This window comes from Bradyrhizobium sp. SZCCHNRI1009 (assembly GCF_032487575.1).
Classification (GTDB): Bacteria; Pseudomonadota; Alphaproteobacteria; order Rhizobiales; family Xanthobacteraceae; genus Bradyrhizobium.
Genome location: NZ_JAUEUL010000001.1, coordinates 228584 through 245550, shown reverse-complemented (window position 1 = coordinate 245550; position 16967 = coordinate 228584). Strand labels below are relative to the sequence as shown.

Annotated in this window: 13 protein-coding genes; 1 reads left to right on the top strand and 12 read right to left on the bottom strand. The window is 64.6% G+C overall.

Annotation, left to right across the window (positions count from 1 at the left end):
• Nucleotides 1-39 precede the first annotated feature (39 nt).
• The 12 genes from rpoB to QX010_RS01050 all read right to left on the bottom strand — a co-directional run bounded on the left by rpoB (nucleotide 40) and on the right by QX010_RS01050 (nucleotide 15335).
• Complete coding sequence (gene rpoB, locus QX010_RS01105) at nucleotides 40-4158, bottom strand: DNA-directed RNA polymerase subunit beta (protein WP_315800977.1); 4119 nt, start codon at nucleotides 4156-4158, stop codon at nucleotides 40-42.
• A 548-nt stretch (nucleotides 4159-4706) separates the two neighbouring features.
• Nucleotides 4707-5084: a 50S ribosomal protein L7/L12 gene (gene rplL, locus QX010_RS01100; RefSeq protein WP_172108050.1), complete on the bottom strand. Its 378-nt coding sequence runs from the start codon at nucleotides 5082-5084 to the stop codon at nucleotides 4707-4709.
• 60 nt (nucleotides 5085-5144) lie between these two features.
• Nucleotides 5145-5663, bottom strand: a complete 519-nt coding sequence (rplJ, locus tag QX010_RS01095; protein ID WP_315801370.1) for a 50S ribosomal protein L10 — start codon at nucleotides 5661-5663, stop codon at nucleotides 5145-5147.
• A 723-nt stretch (nucleotides 5664-6386) separates the two neighbouring features.
• Nucleotides 6387-7034 carry an Isoquinoline 1-oxidoreductase subunit gene (locus QX010_RS01090; RefSeq protein ID WP_315800978.1) on the bottom strand — a complete coding sequence of 216 codons (648 nt, stop codon included), beginning with the start codon at nucleotides 7032-7034 and terminating at the stop codon, nucleotides 6387-6389.
• Nucleotides 7031-9214, bottom strand: a complete 2184-nt coding sequence (locus tag QX010_RS01085; protein WP_316177100.1) for a xanthine dehydrogenase family protein molybdopterin-binding subunit — start codon at nucleotides 9212-9214, stop codon at nucleotides 7031-7033. The genes QX010_RS01090 and QX010_RS01085 overlap by 4 nt, the downstream gene beginning before the upstream one ends.
• Before the next feature lie 2 nt (nucleotides 9215-9216).
• Nucleotides 9217-9681: a (2Fe-2S)-binding protein gene (locus QX010_RS01080; RefSeq protein ID WP_315800980.1), complete on the bottom strand. Its 465-nt coding sequence runs from the start codon at nucleotides 9679-9681 to the stop codon at nucleotides 9217-9219.
• A 214-nt stretch (nucleotides 9682-9895) separates the two neighbouring features.
• Nucleotides 9896-10846, bottom strand: coding sequence for an NAD(P)-dependent oxidoreductase (locus QX010_RS01075; RefSeq protein WP_316177099.1), 951 nt, complete (start codon nucleotides 10844-10846; stop codon nucleotides 9896-9898).
• Nucleotides 10847-10922: 76 nt separating this feature from the next.
• Nucleotides 10923-11615 carry a 50S ribosomal protein L1 gene (gene rplA / locus QX010_RS01070; protein WP_315754183.1) on the bottom strand — a complete coding sequence of 231 codons (693 nt, stop codon included), beginning with the start codon at nucleotides 11613-11615 and terminating at the stop codon, nucleotides 10923-10925.
• Between the two features lie 6 nt (nucleotides 11616-11621).
• Nucleotides 11622-12050: a 50S ribosomal protein L11 gene (gene rplK / locus QX010_RS01065; protein ID WP_012045056.1), complete on the bottom strand. Its 429-nt coding sequence runs from the start codon at nucleotides 12048-12050 to the stop codon at nucleotides 11622-11624.
• 382 nt (nucleotides 12051-12432) lie between these two features.
• A complete protein-coding gene (nusG, locus tag QX010_RS01060; protein WP_009031827.1) occupies nucleotides 12433-12990 on the bottom strand; it encodes a transcription termination/antitermination protein NusG in 558 nt (185 codons plus the stop codon).
• Complete coding sequence (secE, locus tag QX010_RS01055) at nucleotides 12990-13181, bottom strand: preprotein translocase subunit SecE (protein WP_315800982.1); 192 nt, start codon at nucleotides 13179-13181, stop codon at nucleotides 12990-12992. The genes nusG and secE overlap by 1 nt, the downstream gene beginning before the upstream one ends.
• A gap of 288 nt (nucleotides 13182-13469) precedes the next feature.
• Nucleotides 13470-15335, bottom strand: a complete 1866-nt coding sequence (locus QX010_RS01050) for an invasion associated locus B family protein (protein WP_316177652.1) — start codon at nucleotides 15333-15335, stop codon at nucleotides 13470-13472.
• A 359-nt stretch (nucleotides 15336-15694) separates the two neighbouring features.
• On the opposite strand from QX010_RS01050, the gene QX010_RS01045 reads away from it, so the two are divergent.
• The gene (locus QX010_RS01045; RefSeq protein ID WP_316177097.1) at nucleotides 15695-16915 is read left to right on the top strand and encodes an ABC transporter substrate-binding protein; all 1221 of its coding nucleotides are present in this window, start codon (nucleotides 15695-15697) and stop codon (nucleotides 16913-16915) included.
• The last annotated feature ends 52 nt before the right edge of the window (nucleotides 16916-16967 follow it).

Genomic DNA, 16967 nt, shown 5'->3' with positions numbered 1-16967 from the left:
CACCCGGCCATCCGAGACGGCCGGGCCTGATCTCTTGACCTACTCGGCGGCTTCCGACGTCGGCGCCGGTCCGAGCTTGGAGTTGTGCAGGTCGACGTTGAGGCCGAGCGAGCGCATTTCCTTGACCAGCACGTTGAACGATTCCGGAATACCGGCCTCGAACGTGTCGTCGCCGCGCACGATCGCCTCGTAGACCTTGGTGCGGCCGGCGACGTCGTCCGACTTCACCGTCAGCATCTCCTGCAGCGTGTAGGCCGCGCCGTAGGCTTCGAGCGCCCACACCTCCATTTCGCCGAAACGCTGGCCGCCGAACTGGGCCTTGCCGCCCAGCGGCTGCTGGGTGACCAGCGAGTACGGGCCGATCGAACGCGCATGGATCTTGTCGTCGACCAGATGGTGCAGCTTCAGCATGTAGATGTAGCCGACCGTCACCTTGCGATCGAATGCATCGCCGGTGCGGCCGTCATAGACCGTCGACTGACCGGATGCGTCGAGGCCGGCGAGCTTCAACATCTCCTCGATGTCGGCCTCCTTGGCGCCGTCGAACACCGGCGTGGCGATCGGCACGCCGCGGCTCAGATTGTGACCAAGCTCGATCAACTCGTTGTCGTTGAGCGACTTGATGGTCTCGTCGTCGCCGTAGATCCGCTTCAAGGTCTCCTTCAGCGGCTTGACGTCCTGCTTCGACAGGTAGGCATCGACCGTCTGGGCGATACGCTTGCCGAGGCCGGCGCAAGCCCAGCCCAGATGGGTCTCGAGGATCTGCCCGACGTTCATGCGCGAGGGCACGCCCAGCGGGTTCAGCACGATGTCCGCATGGGTGCCGTCCTCGAGGAACGGCATGTCCTCGATCGGCACGATCTTGGACACGACGCCCTTGTTGCCGTGACGGCCGGCCATCTTGTCGCCCGGCTGGATCTTGCGCTTCACGGCGACGAAGACCTTGACCATCTTCATCACGCCGGGCGGCAGCTCGTCGCCACGCTGCAGCTTCTCGACCTTGTCGAGGAAGCGCTGTTCCAGCCCCTTCTTCGACTCGTCGTACTGCTTCCGCATGGCCTCGATCTCGGCCATCAGCTTGTCGTTCGGCGATGCGAACAGCCACCACTGCGACTTCGGATACTCGTCGAGCACCGCGCGGGTGATCTTGGTGTCCTTCTTGAAGCCCTTCGGACCGGAGATGCCCTGGCGGCCATCCAGCATGTCGGCGAGACGGCTGTAGACGTTGCGGTCCAGGATCGCCTGCTCGTCGTCGCGGTCCTTGGCCAGACGCTCGATCTCTTCCCGCTCGATCGCCAGCGCACGCTCGTCCTTGTCGACGCCGTGGCGGTTGAAGACGCGGACTTCGACGATCGTGCCCTGCACGCCCGGCGGCACCCGCAGCGACGTGTCGCGGACGTCCGAGGCCTTTTCGCCGAAGATGGCGCGCAAGAGCTTCTCTTCCGGCGTCATCGGGCTCTCGCCCTTCGGCGTGATCTTGCCGACCAGGATGTCGCCGGCGCGCACTTCCGCGCCGATATAGACGATGCCGGCTTCGTCGAGGTTCTTCAGCGCCTCTTCCGACACGTTCGGAATGTCGCGCGTGATTTCCTCCGGACCCAGCTTGGTGTCGCGGGCCATCACCTCGAATTCCTCGATGTGGATCGAGGTGAAGACGTCCTCCTTCACGATCCGCTCGGAGAGCAGGATGGAGTCCTCGAAGTTGTAGCCGTTCCACGGCATGAACGCGACCAGCACGTTGCGGCCGAGCGCGAGCTCGCCGAGATCGGTCGACGGACCGTCGGCGATGATGTCGCCCTTCTTGACGATGTCGCCCACCTTCACCAGCGGGCGCTGGTTGATGCAGGTCGACTGGTTCGAGCGCTGATACTTCATCAGCCGATAGATATCGACGCCCGACTTGGTCGGATCGAGATCCTCGGTGGCGCGGATGACGACGCGGGTGGCGTCGATCTGGTCGATCACGCCCGAGCGGCGCGCCGCGATGGCGGCGCCCGAGTCACGGGCGACCACGCCTTCCATGCCGGTGCCGACGAACGGCGCCTCGGCGCGAACCAGCGGCACCGCCTGGCGCTGCATGTTCGAGCCCATCAGCGCGCGGTTGGCGTCGTCGTTCTCGAGGAACGGGATCAGCGCCGCGGCCACCGAAACGAGCTGCTTCGGCGACACGTCCATGTAGTCGACCTTGTCGGGCGTCATCGGCACGACTTCGCCGGCATGACGGCAGACCACGAGGTCCTCGGTGAAGCGGCCCTTGGCATCGAGCGGCACGTTGGCCTGCGCGACGCGATAGCGCCCCTCCTCCATCGCGGACAGATACACCACCTCGTCGGTGACCCGGCCGTCCTTGACCTTGCGGTACGGCGTCTCGACGAAGCCATACTTGTTGACGCGGGCGAACGTCGCCAGCGAGTTGATCAGGCCGATGTTCGGACCTTCCGGCGTCTCGATCGGGCAGATGCGGCCGTAATGCGTCGGATGCACGTCGCGCACCTCGAAGCCGGCGCGCTCGCGGGTCAGACCGCCCGGTCCAAGCGCCGACAGGCGGCGCTTGTGGGTGATCTCCGACAGCGGGTTGGTCTGGTCCATGAACTGCGACAGCTGCGACGAGCCGAAGAACTCGCGCACCGCGGCCGCGGCAGGCTTGGCGTTGATCAGGTCCTGCGGCATCACGGTGTCGATGTCGACGCTCGACATGCGCTCCTTGATGGCGCGCTCCATGCGCAAGAGACCGATGCGGTACTGGTTTTCCATCAGCTCGCCGACCGAGCGGACGCGGCGGTTGCCGAGATGGTCGATGTCGTCGATCTCGCCCTTGCCGTCGCGCAGGTCGACCAGGGTCTTGATGACCGCCAGGATATCTTCCTTGCGCAGCGTGCGCTGGGTGTCCGGCGCATCGAGCTCGAGGCGCATGTTCATCTTGACGCGGCCGACCGCGGAGAGGTCGTAGCGCTCGGCATCGAAGAACAGCGACTGGAACATCGCCTGCGCGGAATCCAGCGTCGGCGGCTCACCCGGACGCATCACGCGATAGATGTCGAACAGCGCGTCCTCACGCGTCATGTTCTTGTCGGCCGACAGCGTATTGCGGATGTAGGGGCCGACATTGACGTGGTCGATGTCGAGCAGCGGCAGGTCCTTGTAGCCCTGCTCGTTCAGCACCTTGAACAGCTTGTCGGTGATCTCCTCGCCGGCCTCGGCGTAGATCTCGCCGGTCTTCGGGTTGACGAGATCCTCGGCGATGTAGTTGCCGAGCAGCTCCTCGTCCGACATGCGCAGCGCCTTCAGCCCCTTCTCCTGGAGCTGGCGGGCGGCACGGACGGTGAGCTTCTTGCCGGCCTCGAGCACGACCTTGCCGGTGTCGGCGTCGATCAGGTCGTTGACGGTCGAATAGCCGCGGAAGCGGTTGGCGTCGAACGGAACGCGCCAGCCTTCCTTGATGCGCTTGTAGATCAGCTTCTTGTAGAAGGTCGACAGGATGGTCTCGCCGTCGAGGCCGAGCGCGAACATCAGCGACGTCACCGGCAGCTTGCGGCGACGGTCGATGCGCGCGAACACGATGTCCTTGGCGTCGAACTCGATGTCGAGCCAGGAGCCGCGATACGGGATGACCCGGGCGGCGAACAGCAGCTTGCCCGACGAATGGGTCTTGCCCTTGTCGTGGTCGAAGAACACGCCCGGCGAACGGTGCATCTGCGAGACGATGACGCGCTCGGTGCCGTTCACGATGAAGGTGCCGTTCATGGTCATGAGCGGGATGTCGCCCATGTACACGTCCTGCTCCTTGATGTCCTTGACCGACTTCGCGCCGGTCTCCTCGTCGATATCGAACACGATGAGGCGCAAGGTCACCTTGAGCGGCGCAGCGAAGGTCATGCCACGCTGACGGCACTCGTCGACGTCATATTTCGGCGGCTCGAATTCGTAGCGGACGAACTCCAGCATCGAGGTGCCGGAGAAGTCGGAGATCGGGAACACCGAGCGGAACACCGCCTGCAGGCCCTCATCCGGCCGCCCGCCCGTGGGCTCGTCCACCATCAGGAACTGGTCGTAGGACGCCTTCTGAACCTCGATGAGGTTCGGCATCTCCGCGACTTCCTTGATGTGTCCAAAGAACTTGCGAACGCGTTTGCGACCGGTGAATGTCTGCTGCGCCATCGTGGCCTCTCATTTCGTCGCCCGGAGGGGCGAACCTTCCGAAACAGCGGCTGCCACCGCCCCTTCGGGTTGAATTTCGATCCATTTCGAGGATCTGAGGCTCAAAGCCGGAACGGAAACGTCCCAGATCTGTTCTTCAGACCAGCAAAACGCAAAACGACGCGCGAGGCGCGAGGACGCACCCGCTCGTCACAACCATCTCGTCACGGACTGCAAAAGCCCGAAATTGCCTATCTCCCAGCGGCTTACGGACGGAGACGCCACTCCACCGATCAACCGGCTTTTCGTGCTGCCGACCCAATATGGGTTGACAATAATCGAGATTCGAGAGCGAAGCCCCCAAATCTCCACACTTTTCCGTGTTCAGCCCACAACAGACGGTTCCGTTGCACGCCTTTTGCAGTGATTCCGAGCCGCGCCCAATACCCCTGCAAAACTCCTTGTCCACATGATGACCGGGCGATGTTACCACCCGGCCATCATAATCTCTCGAAAGCCCCGGACCTGCCCATGGCAGCCCGGGGACTTCGTTCGCGTAATCGAAGCGACTACTTGAGCTCGATCTTGGCGCCAGCCTTCTCGAGCTGAGCCTTGATCTTCTCGGCCTCGTCCTTGTTGACGCCTTCCTTGACCGGCTTCGGAGCGCCCTCGACGAGGTCCTTGGCTTCCTTCAGGCCCAGGCCGGTGATGGCGCGGACTTCCTTGATGACCTCGATCTTCTTGTCGCCAGCCGAAGCCAGGACAACGGTGAACTCGGTCTTCTCTTCCGCCGGAGCGGCAGCGGCGCCACCGGCACCCGGAGCAGCGACGGCCACGGCGGCCGCGGCGGACACGCCCCACTTCTCTTCCAGGAGCTTGGCGAGCTCAGCGGCCTCGAGAACGGTGAGGGCCGAGAGGTCGTCGACGATCTTCTGCAGGTCAGCCATTGAAGTAGTTCCTTGATTTGGTTCGGTTCGAAACCAGGTTGTGAGTGTTTGCGAAGGGCGTCAGGCCGCTTCTCCCTTTGAGGCATGAGCCTGAATGACGCGCGCGACCTTGGCCGCGGGTGCATTGGCGAGCTGGGCGAGCTTGGTCGCCGGAGCCTGGATCAGGCCGACGAGCTTGCCGCGCAGTTCGTCCAGCGACGGCAGCGAGGCCAGAGCCTTGACGCTGTCGACATTCAGGACGGTTGAGCCCATCGAGCCGCCGAGGATGACGAACTTTTCGTTCGCCTTGGCGAATTCGATGGCAACCTTGGGCGCCGCGACAGGATCGTTCGAAGTTGCGATCACGGTCGGCCCCTTCAACAGGGAACCGATGCCGACGACGTCCGTGCCTTCAAGAGCAATTTTGGCGAGACGGTTCTTCGAGACCTTCACCGACGCGCCAGCCTGCTTCATCTGCATGCGCAGCTTCTGCATCTGGGCCACGGTGAGGCCGGAATAGTGAGCGACGACGGCAACGCCCGTGGTCTTGAAGACCTCGTGCAGCTGCTCGACCGCCTCTTTTTTTGCCGCTCGTTCCACAGCAAGCTCTCTCCGGTTGGCGGCCTTCGCCCGAAAGCGGGACCGCCGGGTTGCACCCGCCGTCCCACCAAACCTGACCTCCGGACGGAAGAACCCGAGGACACGCAAGGCAAAACGGCGATGAATAGCCTGCCCTTCCGAAAGCCCCAGGGATCCCTAGGAGGCTCGCGGAGTGTCGAGGTTCGAACCAAACCTGCATGCCACCACGACGAAGGCAGTGGACATGCCGAAATCCGGTCTTCACCCGTCTATGCAGGCTGGATGATTAAGCCATTGAGGAAATTGGATTCCACGCCGGCGCCTGCAGTCTCGGACAGGATCGGGGTGATCGGCGGACCGACCTCCCCTGCGGCATTTTCGAGAGCAGAAAGATCCTTCTTCCTTCCGAGAAATCCAAACGGATATCCTCAAAAGGAATGCTGGCTCCTCTCAACTTTCGGAATGCGCGCACAGGCGCGCCAGCAACAGCCGGCCCGCCTGGAAGCCGGTTCTTTAACCGCTCGATCGCGACTTGCCAAGACCCCAAGAGCAAAAATCGCACCAGTTGGGCCATGCCGTGGCGCCGGGTAGGAGCCCCGTCGCCCGGATGAGCGACAGCCGGCGCGCGGGACGCGCGTTCGGCGATAGCGACGTGCGGGGTCTCACGTGCCCTGCCGGAGAACCCGGATGTCGCTGCGCTCATCAGGGCCACCGGGCATTGCGCGCGCAGGGCGCAATCCCGCCTCAGCCCTTCGGACAGGCCGCTCCGGCGTCGGCCCAGGCCTTGATCAGCTCGCCGAACTGCTTCTGGGTTCCCGGGGCCGGGGTCCGCCCTGCTCCCGGATTCCAGCCCCAGCCGACCAGCTCATCCTCAGCCATATGGTGAATCAGCTGCGCCATGGTCTTGCCGCCGTTGCGATTTGGATCCTTGATCTGTGCGCAGATCTGGCCGAGCGACTTGCCCTGCCAAGCCATCTCGATCGGAGCCAGCTGCCATTTGGGATTACCCGGCACGCGCGCCGCGTCGAAATTGGCCTCGTGGTGGCAGGTCGTGCAGGCGAGCCCGCCGGGCGCACCCATGCCGGCCTCGCCGCGGACCACCAGCGGCTGATGCGGAATCATCCTGTCGGTCTGGGTCGGCCGGTCGCCGGCCGGATGGCAGTTCATGCATCGCGGCGACTGCAGCACCTTTCCGGCCTCTTCGAACAGCGCCACGGCGCGCTCGTCCTTGCTCTTGATCCTGGCGAAGTCCGCCACCGGCTTGAGCCCGCCGGCGACGCGCGTCGCCTCGGGCGCCGCATCGGCGCGCCGCAGTGCCGGCAGGGCTACGATCGCAACCGCAGCCAGGCTGCCAGCGAGCAGCGCCATCGTCGCCGTTCTGAACAGGCTCATGCGGTGTCTCCCGGCCGGATCGGCAGTTGGGTGGGCCGCGGCAGACCTAGCCTGGCCATGGCGTTGGCGACGGCAGGTCCCAGCGGTGGCACGCCGGGCTCGCCGACTCCCGAGGGTTTCTCGGCCGACGGCACGATCGCAACCTCGATCTGCGGCATCTCGTGGATGCGCAGCGAGCGGTAGGTGTCGAAATTGCCCGACACCGGTCGTCCCTCGTCGAGCGGCTGCTGCGCATAGAGGATGTGGCCTAGCGCAAAGCCGATGCCGCCCTCCATCTGGGCGCGGATGATGTCGGGATTGACTGCGACGCCACAGTCGACAGCGCACCAGACCTTATGCACGACCGGTCCGTCGGCGCCCATCGACAGCTCGACCACCTGGGCGACGTAGGTGTTGAAGCTCTCGACCACGGCCACGCCGCGGGCGCGGCCCGCTTCGAGCTTGGCTCCCTTCCAGTCCGCGAGCTCGGCGACCGCCTTGAGCACACCGGCGTGACGCGGCTTGTCGGCCATCATCGCCAGTCGTCCCTCCACAGGATCCTGGCCGGCGGCTTCGAGCAACTGATCGACAAACGCCTCGACGGCGTAGCCGGTATGGGTGTGGCCGACCGAGCGCCACCACAGCACGGGCACGCCGACATCGACCTGATGCAGGTCGCAGCGGAAATTCGGCACCTGGTAAGGGATCTCGTTGGAGCCCTCATAGGCCGTCGAATCGAGGCCGTTCTTCATGGTCATCGCCTCAAACGGCGAGCCCTTCATGATCGACTGCCCGACGATCGTATCCGACCACGCCACGATCTTGCCGTCGCGGACCACACCACGCATCCGGTGCAGGCTGAACGGTCGGTAGTAGCCGCCGCGCATATCATCCTCGCGGGTCCACACCAGCTTGACCGGACGTCCCGGCCCGATCGCCTTGGCGACCTGCGCCAGCTCTGTGGCGACGTGGGTCGACTGCTGCGCCCGCCGGCCGAAGCTGCCACCAGCAAGAATCGTCTTGAGATCGACCTTGGCGATGTCGAGCCCAAGCACCTGCGCGATCACGGCGTGATCAGGCGTCGGAAACTGGCTGCCATAGCGCGCCGAGGCGGTGTCGCCTTTCCAGTGGATGAAGGCGTTGATCGGCTCCATCGGCGCATGGGCCAGATACGGGAAGACGAACTCGGTCTCGATCAGCCTGCCGCCCCTGGCGATCTCGGCGTCAACGTCGCCCTCCTGCTTCACCAGCGCGCCCTGCTTCTTTGCGCGCGCGCGAAACTCCTCCAGCAGTTGCGCCGTCCCGCGCGTCTCCGCCTTGCTGTCGTCCCAGGAGATCTCGAGCAGGTCGCGCGCGGTCTTGGCCGGCCAGAAGCCCTCGGCATAGACGGCGACACCATTTGGCACCTCCTTGACGTCGACGACGCCAGGCACGGCCTTCGCTGCGGATGCCTCGAACGAGGCCACCTTGCCGCCGAAGCGCGGCGAGCGCGCCACCAGCACGGTCAAGGTCCCCGGATCCTTGATGTCGAGCGTATACTCGGCCGAGCCGTTCGACTTCGCCACGCTGTCGAGCCGGGTCACGGCGCCTTCCTTGCCGATCAGCTTGAAGGCGGAGGGATCCTTGAGCTGCGGATTCGCCGGCACCGGCTGCTGCATCGCCTTGGCGGCCAGCGCGCCGAAACCGCTCTGCTTGCCCGAAGCGTGCTTGATGATGCCCTTCTCGACCGTGATCTCCTCAGCCGGCACCTTCCATTCGTCGGCGGCCGCAGCCACCAGCATCGCGCGCGCGGCGGCGCCGACCTTGCGCATCTGCTCGTAGGAATTGGCGATCGCACTCGAGCCACCAGTGCCCTGCACCCCGAACAAGAGATTCTTGTAGAGCACCGGATTCGAGGGCGCGTGATCGGCGCGCATCTGCGACCAATCGGCATCGAGCTCCTCGGCCACCAGGGTGGCCATGCCGGTGAACGGGCCCTGTCCGAACTCGATGTGCTTGCAGAGAACGGTGACGGTGTCGTCCTGGCCGATCACCAGAAACGTGTTCGGCGCGATGTTGACGGACTTGGCCGCGGCGCCATCCTGCGCGTAAGCCACACCGTTGCGGGCGACATAGGTGGCGAGCACCAGGCCTGCGCCGGCTTTCAGGAGCGAACGCCGGGACAATGCGGTTGAGGCAGCGGGCTTCACATATGCATTCATCGTCAGCCCTCCAGCGACTTGGCGGCGGAATGGATCGCGGCGCGGATGCGGACATAGGTCGCGCAGCGGCAGATGTTGCCGTTCATCGCCAGGTCGATGTCCTGGTCGGTGGGCTTGGGATTGAGGCCGAGCAGCGCGGCCGCGCTCATGACCTGCCCCGATTGGCAGTAGCCGCATTGCGGCACATCGTGCGCGGCCCAGGCCTTCTGCACGGCGACGGCTTCAGTGGAGGTCAGCCCCTCGATCGTGGTCACCTCGCTCTTTCCGACCGCCGAGACGGGCAACGAGCAGGAGCGGACGGTCTGGCCATCGACATAGACGGTGCAGGCGCCGCACTGCGCGACGCCACAGCCATACTTCGTGCCGGTCAACCCGACATTGTCGCGGATGGCCCAGAGCAAGGGAGTTCCGGGATCGACATCGACCTGATGCTCGCGCCCGTTGATCTTCAATGTGAACGCCGCCATTGCCGCCCTCGCTATCTTTCGTTCGACAACGCGAGTTAGATGCATTCGAGAATGGCTCGCAATTCACAGAGCTGTGCAGTGCGTCAAAATATTTCTGCACCGGCGCGGAACGATCCGGCAGCGACGGAGCGAGATCCGTAGCCCGAATGAGCGGACGGCTGCGCCCGAAAGGGCGAAGGCGAAGCTCATCCGGGCTACGACACGCGTCCTGCGGCTACTTCACCGGATGCGGCATCGGCTCGCCGGCGAAGAACGCGGTAAGATTGGCGACCACGCAGGCCTGCATGGCGACGTGCGCCTCCCTGGTGTTGCCGCCGATATGCGGGGTCACCACCACGTTCGGCAGCATGGTCAACTCATCCGGCGCATGCGGCTCGGTTTCGAACACGTCGAGGCCGGCGCCGGCGATGGTGCCGTCCTGTAGCGCCGCCAGCAGCGCGCGCTCGTCGATGACGGAGCCGCGCGAGATGTTGACGACATGGCCGTCGGGCCCCAGCCGCTTCAGGAGCCCGGCGTTGACGACGTGAGTGGTCTCGGTGCTGGCACGGACCGCGATCATCAGCACGGTGCACCATTCGGCGAGCGCCTCGAGGCTCGGAAAATATTGATACGGCAGGTCGTCGTAGCGCGTGCGGCTGAAATAGCCGATTTCGGTCTCGAACGCCGCGACCCGGGCCGCGATCTTGCGGCCGATCTCGCCCATGCCGTAGACGCCGACCTTGCAGCCGGCGAGGCTCGGCGGCGGCTTCATCAGCGGCGATGGTTTTGCGGACGCCCAGCCCCCGTCGCGGACGTAAGCGTCTGCCACCATCAGCCGCCGCGTGCTCGCCAGCATCAGCATCACAGCGACGTCCGCGACCGCCGCGGCATTGGCGCCCGGGCTATGTGCGACGGCGATGTTACGGGCCGCGGCCGCCTTCAGGTCGACCCCGTCATAGCCGGTGCCATAGCAGACGATCGCCCCGAGCGCCGGGAGCCTGTCCATGTCGACTGCGCCGAGCGGCGTGCCGCCGGCCGTGATCAGCGCCCGGATCCGCGCGACCTCGTCCGCCGGAAAAACCTCGTGCGCCGGCTTGCCGCCGCTGTCGAGCAGTTCGAAGCGGTCGGCAAAGCGCTGGGTCAGCGACTTCGGCAGGCGGGAATAGATCAGGACCTTGTCGGGCATGGCGGCAGGCACTCCAAATGCGAAGGGCGGGATCGATGAACGATCCCGCCCTTCTAACTAACCTATGCCCGGCCGCTTACGCGAGCACGGTGCCCGGCTCGACCTTGACGCCGGGGCCCATCGTCGAGGACACAGCGACGCGCTGGACGTAGGTGCCCTTGGCGCCGGCCGGCTTGGCCTTCACCACCGCATCCGCCAGCGCCTTGATGTTCTCGACCAGCTTGTCCTCGGCGAACGAGGCCTTGCCGACGCCAGCCTGGATGATGCCGGCCTTCTCGACGCGGAACTCGACCGAGCCGCCCTTGGCGCCCTTGACGGCACCGGCGACGTCCATGGTCACGGTGCCGATCTTCGGGTTCGGCATCATGCCGCGCGGACCGAGCACCTTACCGAGACGGCCGACCAGCGGCATCATGTCGGGGGTGGCGATACAGCGGTCGAAGTCGATGTTGCCGTTCTGCACCTTCTCGACCAGGTCCTCCGCGCCAACCACGTCGGCACCGGCGGCCTTGGCTTCCTCGGCCTTGGCGCCGCGGGCGAACACGCCCACGCGCAGCGTACGGCCGGTGCCGTTCGGCAGCATGACGACGCCGCGGACCATCTGGTCGGCGTGGCGCGGATCGACGCCGAGGTTGATCGAGACCTCGATGGTCTCGTCGAACTTCGACACGGCCCGCTCCTTGATCATCTTGATCGCGTCAGCAAGCGGGTAGAGCTTGGTGCGGTCGATACCCTCGCGGGCCTTCTTCAAACGCTTTCCGAGTGCCATGGCCGCTTACCCCGCAACTTCCAGACCCATCGAGCGGGCGGAGCCCTCGACCATCTTCATGGCCGACTCGATCGAGTCGCAATTCAGGTCCTTCATCTTCTTCTCGGCGATCTCGCGCACCTGCGCCTTGGTCACCTTGCCGGCCTTGTCGCGACCCGGGGCCTTGGAGCCCGACTGGATCTTGGCGGCCTGCTTGAGGAAGTAGGACATCGGGGGGGTCTTCATCTCGAAGGTGAAGGACCGGTCCGCGTAAATGGTGATGACCACCGGGATCGGGGTGTTCTTCTCTTCCTTCTGGGTCTGCGCGTTGAACGCCTTGCAGAACTCCATGATGTTGAGACCGCGCTGACCGAGCGCCGGGCCGATCGGCGGCGACGGGTTGGCCGCGCCGGCCGGCACCTGAAGCTTCAGGTAGCCGGTTACTTTCTTTGCCATTGGGATTCTCCAATGCGCTCGCGACCTTGCCTGATGCGAACGCAACGCCTTGGGGCGACAAAACCCGTCGGGCGAGGTTTGGGACCGTGGTCCGGCGCGCTTGGCCCGGCTGGCAAAGCCGGTCACGCCTCCCACGAACGAAATCGCCCCCGTCCGGGGAGCGAAGCGCGCCCGATACACGAGATCGGACGAAAAGGAAAGGGTTGAGGGCAAAGCTCCCTCCTCCCGTCATTCCGGGGCGCCCGCAGGGCGAGCCCGGACTCCATAGCCACAGGGTGCCGCGTGAGGCACGCTGGAGCTGGCACTTCGCCGTCCCATTCCCGATCGAGGCTATGGATTCCGGGCTCAGCTCTGACGGCGGAGAAAGCGTGGATCGCCGGCCTCAGCCGACGACCTTCTCGACCTGGTTGAACTCGAGTTCGACCGGGGTGGCGCGGCCGAAGATCGACACCGCGACCTTGAGGCGCGAGCGGGCCTCATCGATTTCCTCGACCACGCCGGAGAACGAGGCGAACGGGCCGTCGGCGACGCGGACGTTCTCGCCGATCTCGAACGACACCGACGATTTCGGCCGCTCCACGCCTTCCTGCATCTGGTTCAGGATGCGCATCGCCTCGCCTTCGGAAATCGGCATCGGCTTGTTCTCGGCACCGAGGAAGCCGGTCACCTTGGGCGTGTTCTTGATCAGGTGGAACGCCTCGTCGGTCAGCTTCATCTTCACCAGCACGTAGCCGGGGAAGAACTTGCGCTCGGCGTTGATCTTTCGGCCGCGGCGCACCTCGGTGACGTTCTCGATCGGCACCAGCACCTGCTCGAACAGATCCTCGAGATTGCGCTGCTTGGCCTGCTCGCGGATCGACTCCGCGACCTTCTTCTCGAAGTTCGAATAGGCGTGGACGATGTACCAGCGCTTGTCGGAGCTTTGCGTTGCGATTGCCATCAGTGGATGCCCAGCACGAGGGTGATGAGATAACGGATGATCTGATCGGCGGCGAAGAAGAAGATCGAGGCCAGCGCCACCATCACGAACACCATGATCGTGGTGATGGTGACCTCGCGACGGCTCGGCCACGAGACCTTGGCGGTCTCCGAGCGCACTTCCTGCAGGAATTTGAACGGGCTGGTAGCCATCGTCAGGGGTCCTCGTCCGTCATCGGACGATTGAAGAGTTGACTGGGAAAACCGAACAGCCGACCGTGGCCCACCCTCTTGTCGGAGAGATGAGCCGAATCCACGGGCTCGCTTGTTCGGGGAGTGAAAAGCCGCGCCGGATATCCGCGTGTAGCGGGCCGGCTGCAGGTCCTCGATATCTACTGTCGACCCGGCCGAAGGTCAAGGTACCGAGGTGAACGACGCTCCTACGGCCCTCCGGCCCGGTCGGTTGGTGGATCTGCCCCAGGCGCGTGCGGCCGACGCGTTTCACTTCGGCGTCGCAAAATAGAAGTCGACCCGCCCCGGCACCGAGCCATAGGTATACGGCTGCTGCCGGCGTTCGGTCATGTCCATCACGTCGTCGCGCACGTTGTCGAACAGGCGGCGAACCTCGAGACCCGGAACCTGCATGTTCTTGACGAAGGCCGTGGCGAACGGCGAGTTCGCTGTATCGCCGTCGAGAGCGGTCTCGCCATGCTTTGCGGCGAACACGACCAGCGTCCCGGGATCGGGCTCCATCTGCGCCAGACCGCGGCTGACGGACCTGGACGCCACCGTCATGGTTCGCTTCATCTGACTGGCGAAGGGATTGTCGCGACATGCATCCAGCAGCACCAGGCGCAGTTGCTTGGCCCGCTCCGCAGAGTTGAGCACCTGATCGATCGAGACCGCTTCGAGGCTGATGTCGCGATCGCTTGCGATCCTGGCATCGACCGGGATGAGATAGTTGACTCCTGCGACCTCCATGCCATGTCCGGCGTAATAGACGACGGCCCAGTCGGCGGACTCGGCCTGCCGTGCAAACTCGCGCAGCGCACCGACGAGTTGATCTCTGCCCAGGTCGTTCTCCAGCATCACGGTCTGAAAATTCGCCCGGCGTAGCGCGTCCGCCACCAGAGCGGCGTCCCGGCCAGGATTGGGGAGCGCCGGAACGTTCTGATAGGCCGAATTGCCGATCACCAGAGCGATCCGTTTGCCGGGTGAGTGGCCGGAAGCAAGAACGGCACCGAGGGCAGCCGGCTTGGTCTGGGCGGGCGGCGCAGCGTCGGCGCCGATGGCGTCGGCGATGTTGGCCTGCTGCCCCGTCTTGGATCCCTTCGCGCGCTGCGCCAGCTCCTGCTGCAGCTTCTTCTGCTGGGCTTCGAACGCTTTTGGGTCCGTCGGAGGCCCGTCATAGGCCTTGTTGAAGTCACGCAAGGGCAGGCTCATCGAAACCACCTGCCCGGTATTCATCGTGGCCTGAACGTTGATGGTCTGACCGCGGCGCAGGCTGCCCAACAGTTCCGGGGTGAGCTCGTAGTCCGACATACAACCGTTCTTGAAGCAGATGATGAACGGCTTCTGCAGACTCCGCTCGCTGTCGATCATCAACCGGGTGCCTTCGGCGAAATCCATGCCCAACGGCAGCGTGATCCGCAGCAGCCTCTTCGGGTCGGCTTCCGGCTCGATGACCACGGCCGCGAGCAAGGGTTGGCCCGTTTCGATCCGGCCGTCCTTGCCCGTGAAGCAGACCAACTTGGCATCGGCGTCCTTGCCCTTCAGGCAGAACTTGGTCCAGGGCGCCATGACAGAGAGATTCGGTTTCAAAATCGGGAGGCTCTTGTTGTTCCTGATCTTGAACAGAGCCACGAACATCTTTCTTTGCTGCTCGTCGACAGCATTCCAGTTGCCTGCCTTGGCACCGAGCGCCTGGGCCAAATCGGCGAGCGGAAGCGGAAGCGACAGCGGTGCGCCATTCGCATTGATGGCTTGAACGACCAGGCTCTTGCCGTTCTTCAGCATTTCGATCAGCTCAGGCGTCGCATTGTAGTCCGAGACGCAGCCGTCTGCGCCGCAGAACAAATAGGTGCTCTGGATCGGCTTCTCCGCGTCGACGATGATCCGCGTTCCGTGAACGGTTTGCAGACCGAGCGGGAGAACCACCCTTAAGACCTTACGGGCCTCCCCGTCTCTCTCGACGAGCACGGCCACGACAACTCGCTCGTTCTCGGCGGACCGCGCTGTCTTGGTGGTGAAACAGATCTGCTTGCCGTCAACATCTGCTTCGCGCGTACAGGCCTTCGCCCATGGGGAATACGACAGCTTGATCTCCTGCGCGGGCTTGGTCTGCGCTATCGCGGGTGAGGCCAGCACCGACAACAAGCCGAGCGCCAGTGCGATGCCGCTCCCGACCGCCAGCGCAGCAAAACTCCTCATACTCCCAACCTCTTTCGCGCCTTCAATGCAGGGTTGAACGGCAGCCTACCGTGTTGCCGGGTTCGCGGCACGGAAAAAACAGCGCCTGCCCGACCGACATCGAGCATTCGCTCAACGGCCGCGCGGGCCTCGAAGACTGGCCACGGATTACCGCTGCCGACCCTGTCTTTCCGCGCGATGGGAGAACGGCGGAGCACCGCAACGAAATGCCGTGGTTCATGCGCAGCCCGCGCTTGCTCATGATGATTCGGGCCCGCATGCTGCAGCCCATAAGAACAATGATCCGGAGGAAATCCATGATGTCTGCCCCGCGGAAGGGCGTGATGAGCCTTGCGGCCATCGGCCTTGCCACTCTCGTCCTCACCGCCGTCCCCGCCCGCGCCCAGGCGCCGCTCAAGATCGGCGTGCTCAGCGACTTCTCGTCGGTCTATTCGGACATTGGCGGCCAGGGCAATCTCGAGGCGACCAAGCTCGCCATCGAGGAATTCGGCGGCACGATGTTCGGCAAGCCGATCGAGGTGATCAGCGCCGATCCGCAGAACAAGGCCGACATCGCCGCCGCGATCGTGCGCAAATGGTATGAGAACGAGGCCGTCGACATGGTCATAGACATGCCGACCTCGGCCACCGCGCTCGCCGGCATGGAGATGTCGAAGCAGTTCGAGAAGCTGATGATCGTGACGGATGCCGCGAGCTCCGACATCACCGGCAAGTCCTGCTCGCCCTACGCCGTGCACTGGACCTACGACACCTACGGCAATGCGCACACGGTCGGCAGCGCCATCGTCAAGAACGGCGGCAACACCTGGTTCTTCATCACCGCCGACTATCTGTTCGGCCATTCGATCGAGCGCGACACCGGCGACGTCGTGCGCGCCGCCGGCGGCACGGTGGTCGGCAGCGCCCGCCATCCCCTCAACAACCAGGACTTTTCGTCCTTCCTGCTGCAGGCCCAGGCCTCCAAGGCCAAGATCATCGGCATGGCCAATGGCGGTGGCGACACCATCAACACCATCAAGCAGGCCGCCGAGTTCGGCATCGTCGCTGGCGGCCAGAACCTCGCCGGCATCGTGATGTTCATCTCCGACATCCACAGCCTCGGCCTGAAGCTGGCGCAGGGCCTGATCATCACCGAGGCCTATTACTGGGACCTCAACGACCGCACCCGCGCCTTCGGCAAGAAGTTCTTCGACAAGATGAAGCGGATGCCGACCATGAACCAGGCCGCGACCTACAGCGCCACCCTGCACTATCTCAATGCCGTCAAGGCCGCCGGCACCCGCGACACCAGGCCGGTGCTCGCCAAGATGCGCGAGACCCCGGTGCGCGACGCCTTCACCGACAACGGCGTGCTGCGCGAGGACGGCCGCATGGTGCACTCGATGTTCCTGTTCGAGGTGAAGAAGCCGGAGGAATCGAAGGGCCCGTGGGACTATTACAAGGTGCTGGCGGAGGTGCCCGGCGACCAGGTGTTCCGGCCGCTGAAGGACGGCAACTGTCCCTATGTGAAGCAATAAGAGGTCGCCGAAACGCATTCGGGGCTCGCGCATCGCGGGCCCCGGCCTCACC

What these genes read in the sequence shown, in the direction of transcription:
- rpoB (WP_315800977.1), bottom strand. Translation starts at nt 4,158, where the DNA reads ATGGCGCAGCAGACATTCACCGGTCGCAAACGCGTTCGCAAGTTCTTT.
- rplL (WP_172108050.1), bottom strand. Translation starts at nt 5,084, where the DNA reads ATGGCTGACCTGCAGAAGATCGTCGACGACCTCTCGGCCCTCACCGTT.
- QX010_RS01090 (WP_315800978.1), bottom strand. Translation starts at nt 7,034, where the DNA reads ATGAGCCTGTTCAGAACGGCGACGATGGCGCTGCTCGCTGGCAGCCTG.
- QX010_RS01085 (WP_316177100.1), bottom strand. Translation starts at nt 9,214, where the DNA reads ATGAATGCATATGTGAAGCCCGCTGCCTCAACCGCATTGTCCCGGCGT.
- QX010_RS01080 (WP_315800980.1), bottom strand. Translation starts at nt 9,681, where the DNA reads ATGGCGGCGTTCACATTGAAGATCAACGGGCGCGAGCATCAGGTCGAT.
- QX010_RS01075 (WP_316177099.1), bottom strand. Translation starts at nt 10,846, where the DNA reads ATGCCCGACAAGGTCCTGATCTATTCCCGCCTGCCGAAGTCGCTGACC.
- rplA (WP_315754183.1), bottom strand. Translation starts at nt 11,615, where the DNA reads ATGGCACTCGGAAAGCGTTTGAAGAAGGCCCGCGAGGGTATCGACCGC.
- rplK (WP_012045056.1), bottom strand. Translation starts at nt 12,050, where the DNA reads ATGGCAAAGAAAGTAACCGGCTACCTGAAGCTTCAGGTGCCGGCCGGC.
- nusG (WP_009031827.1), bottom strand. Translation starts at nt 12,990, where the DNA reads ATGGCAATCGCAACGCAAAGCTCCGACAAGCGCTGGTACATCGTCCAC.
- secE (WP_315800982.1), bottom strand. Translation starts at nt 13,181, where the DNA reads ATGGCTACCAGCCCGTTCAAATTCCTGCAGGAAGTGCGCTCGGAGACC.
- QX010_RS01045 (WP_316177097.1), top strand. Translation starts at nt 15,695, where the DNA reads ATGATGTCTGCCCCGCGGAAGGGCGTGATGAGCCTTGCGGCCATCGGC.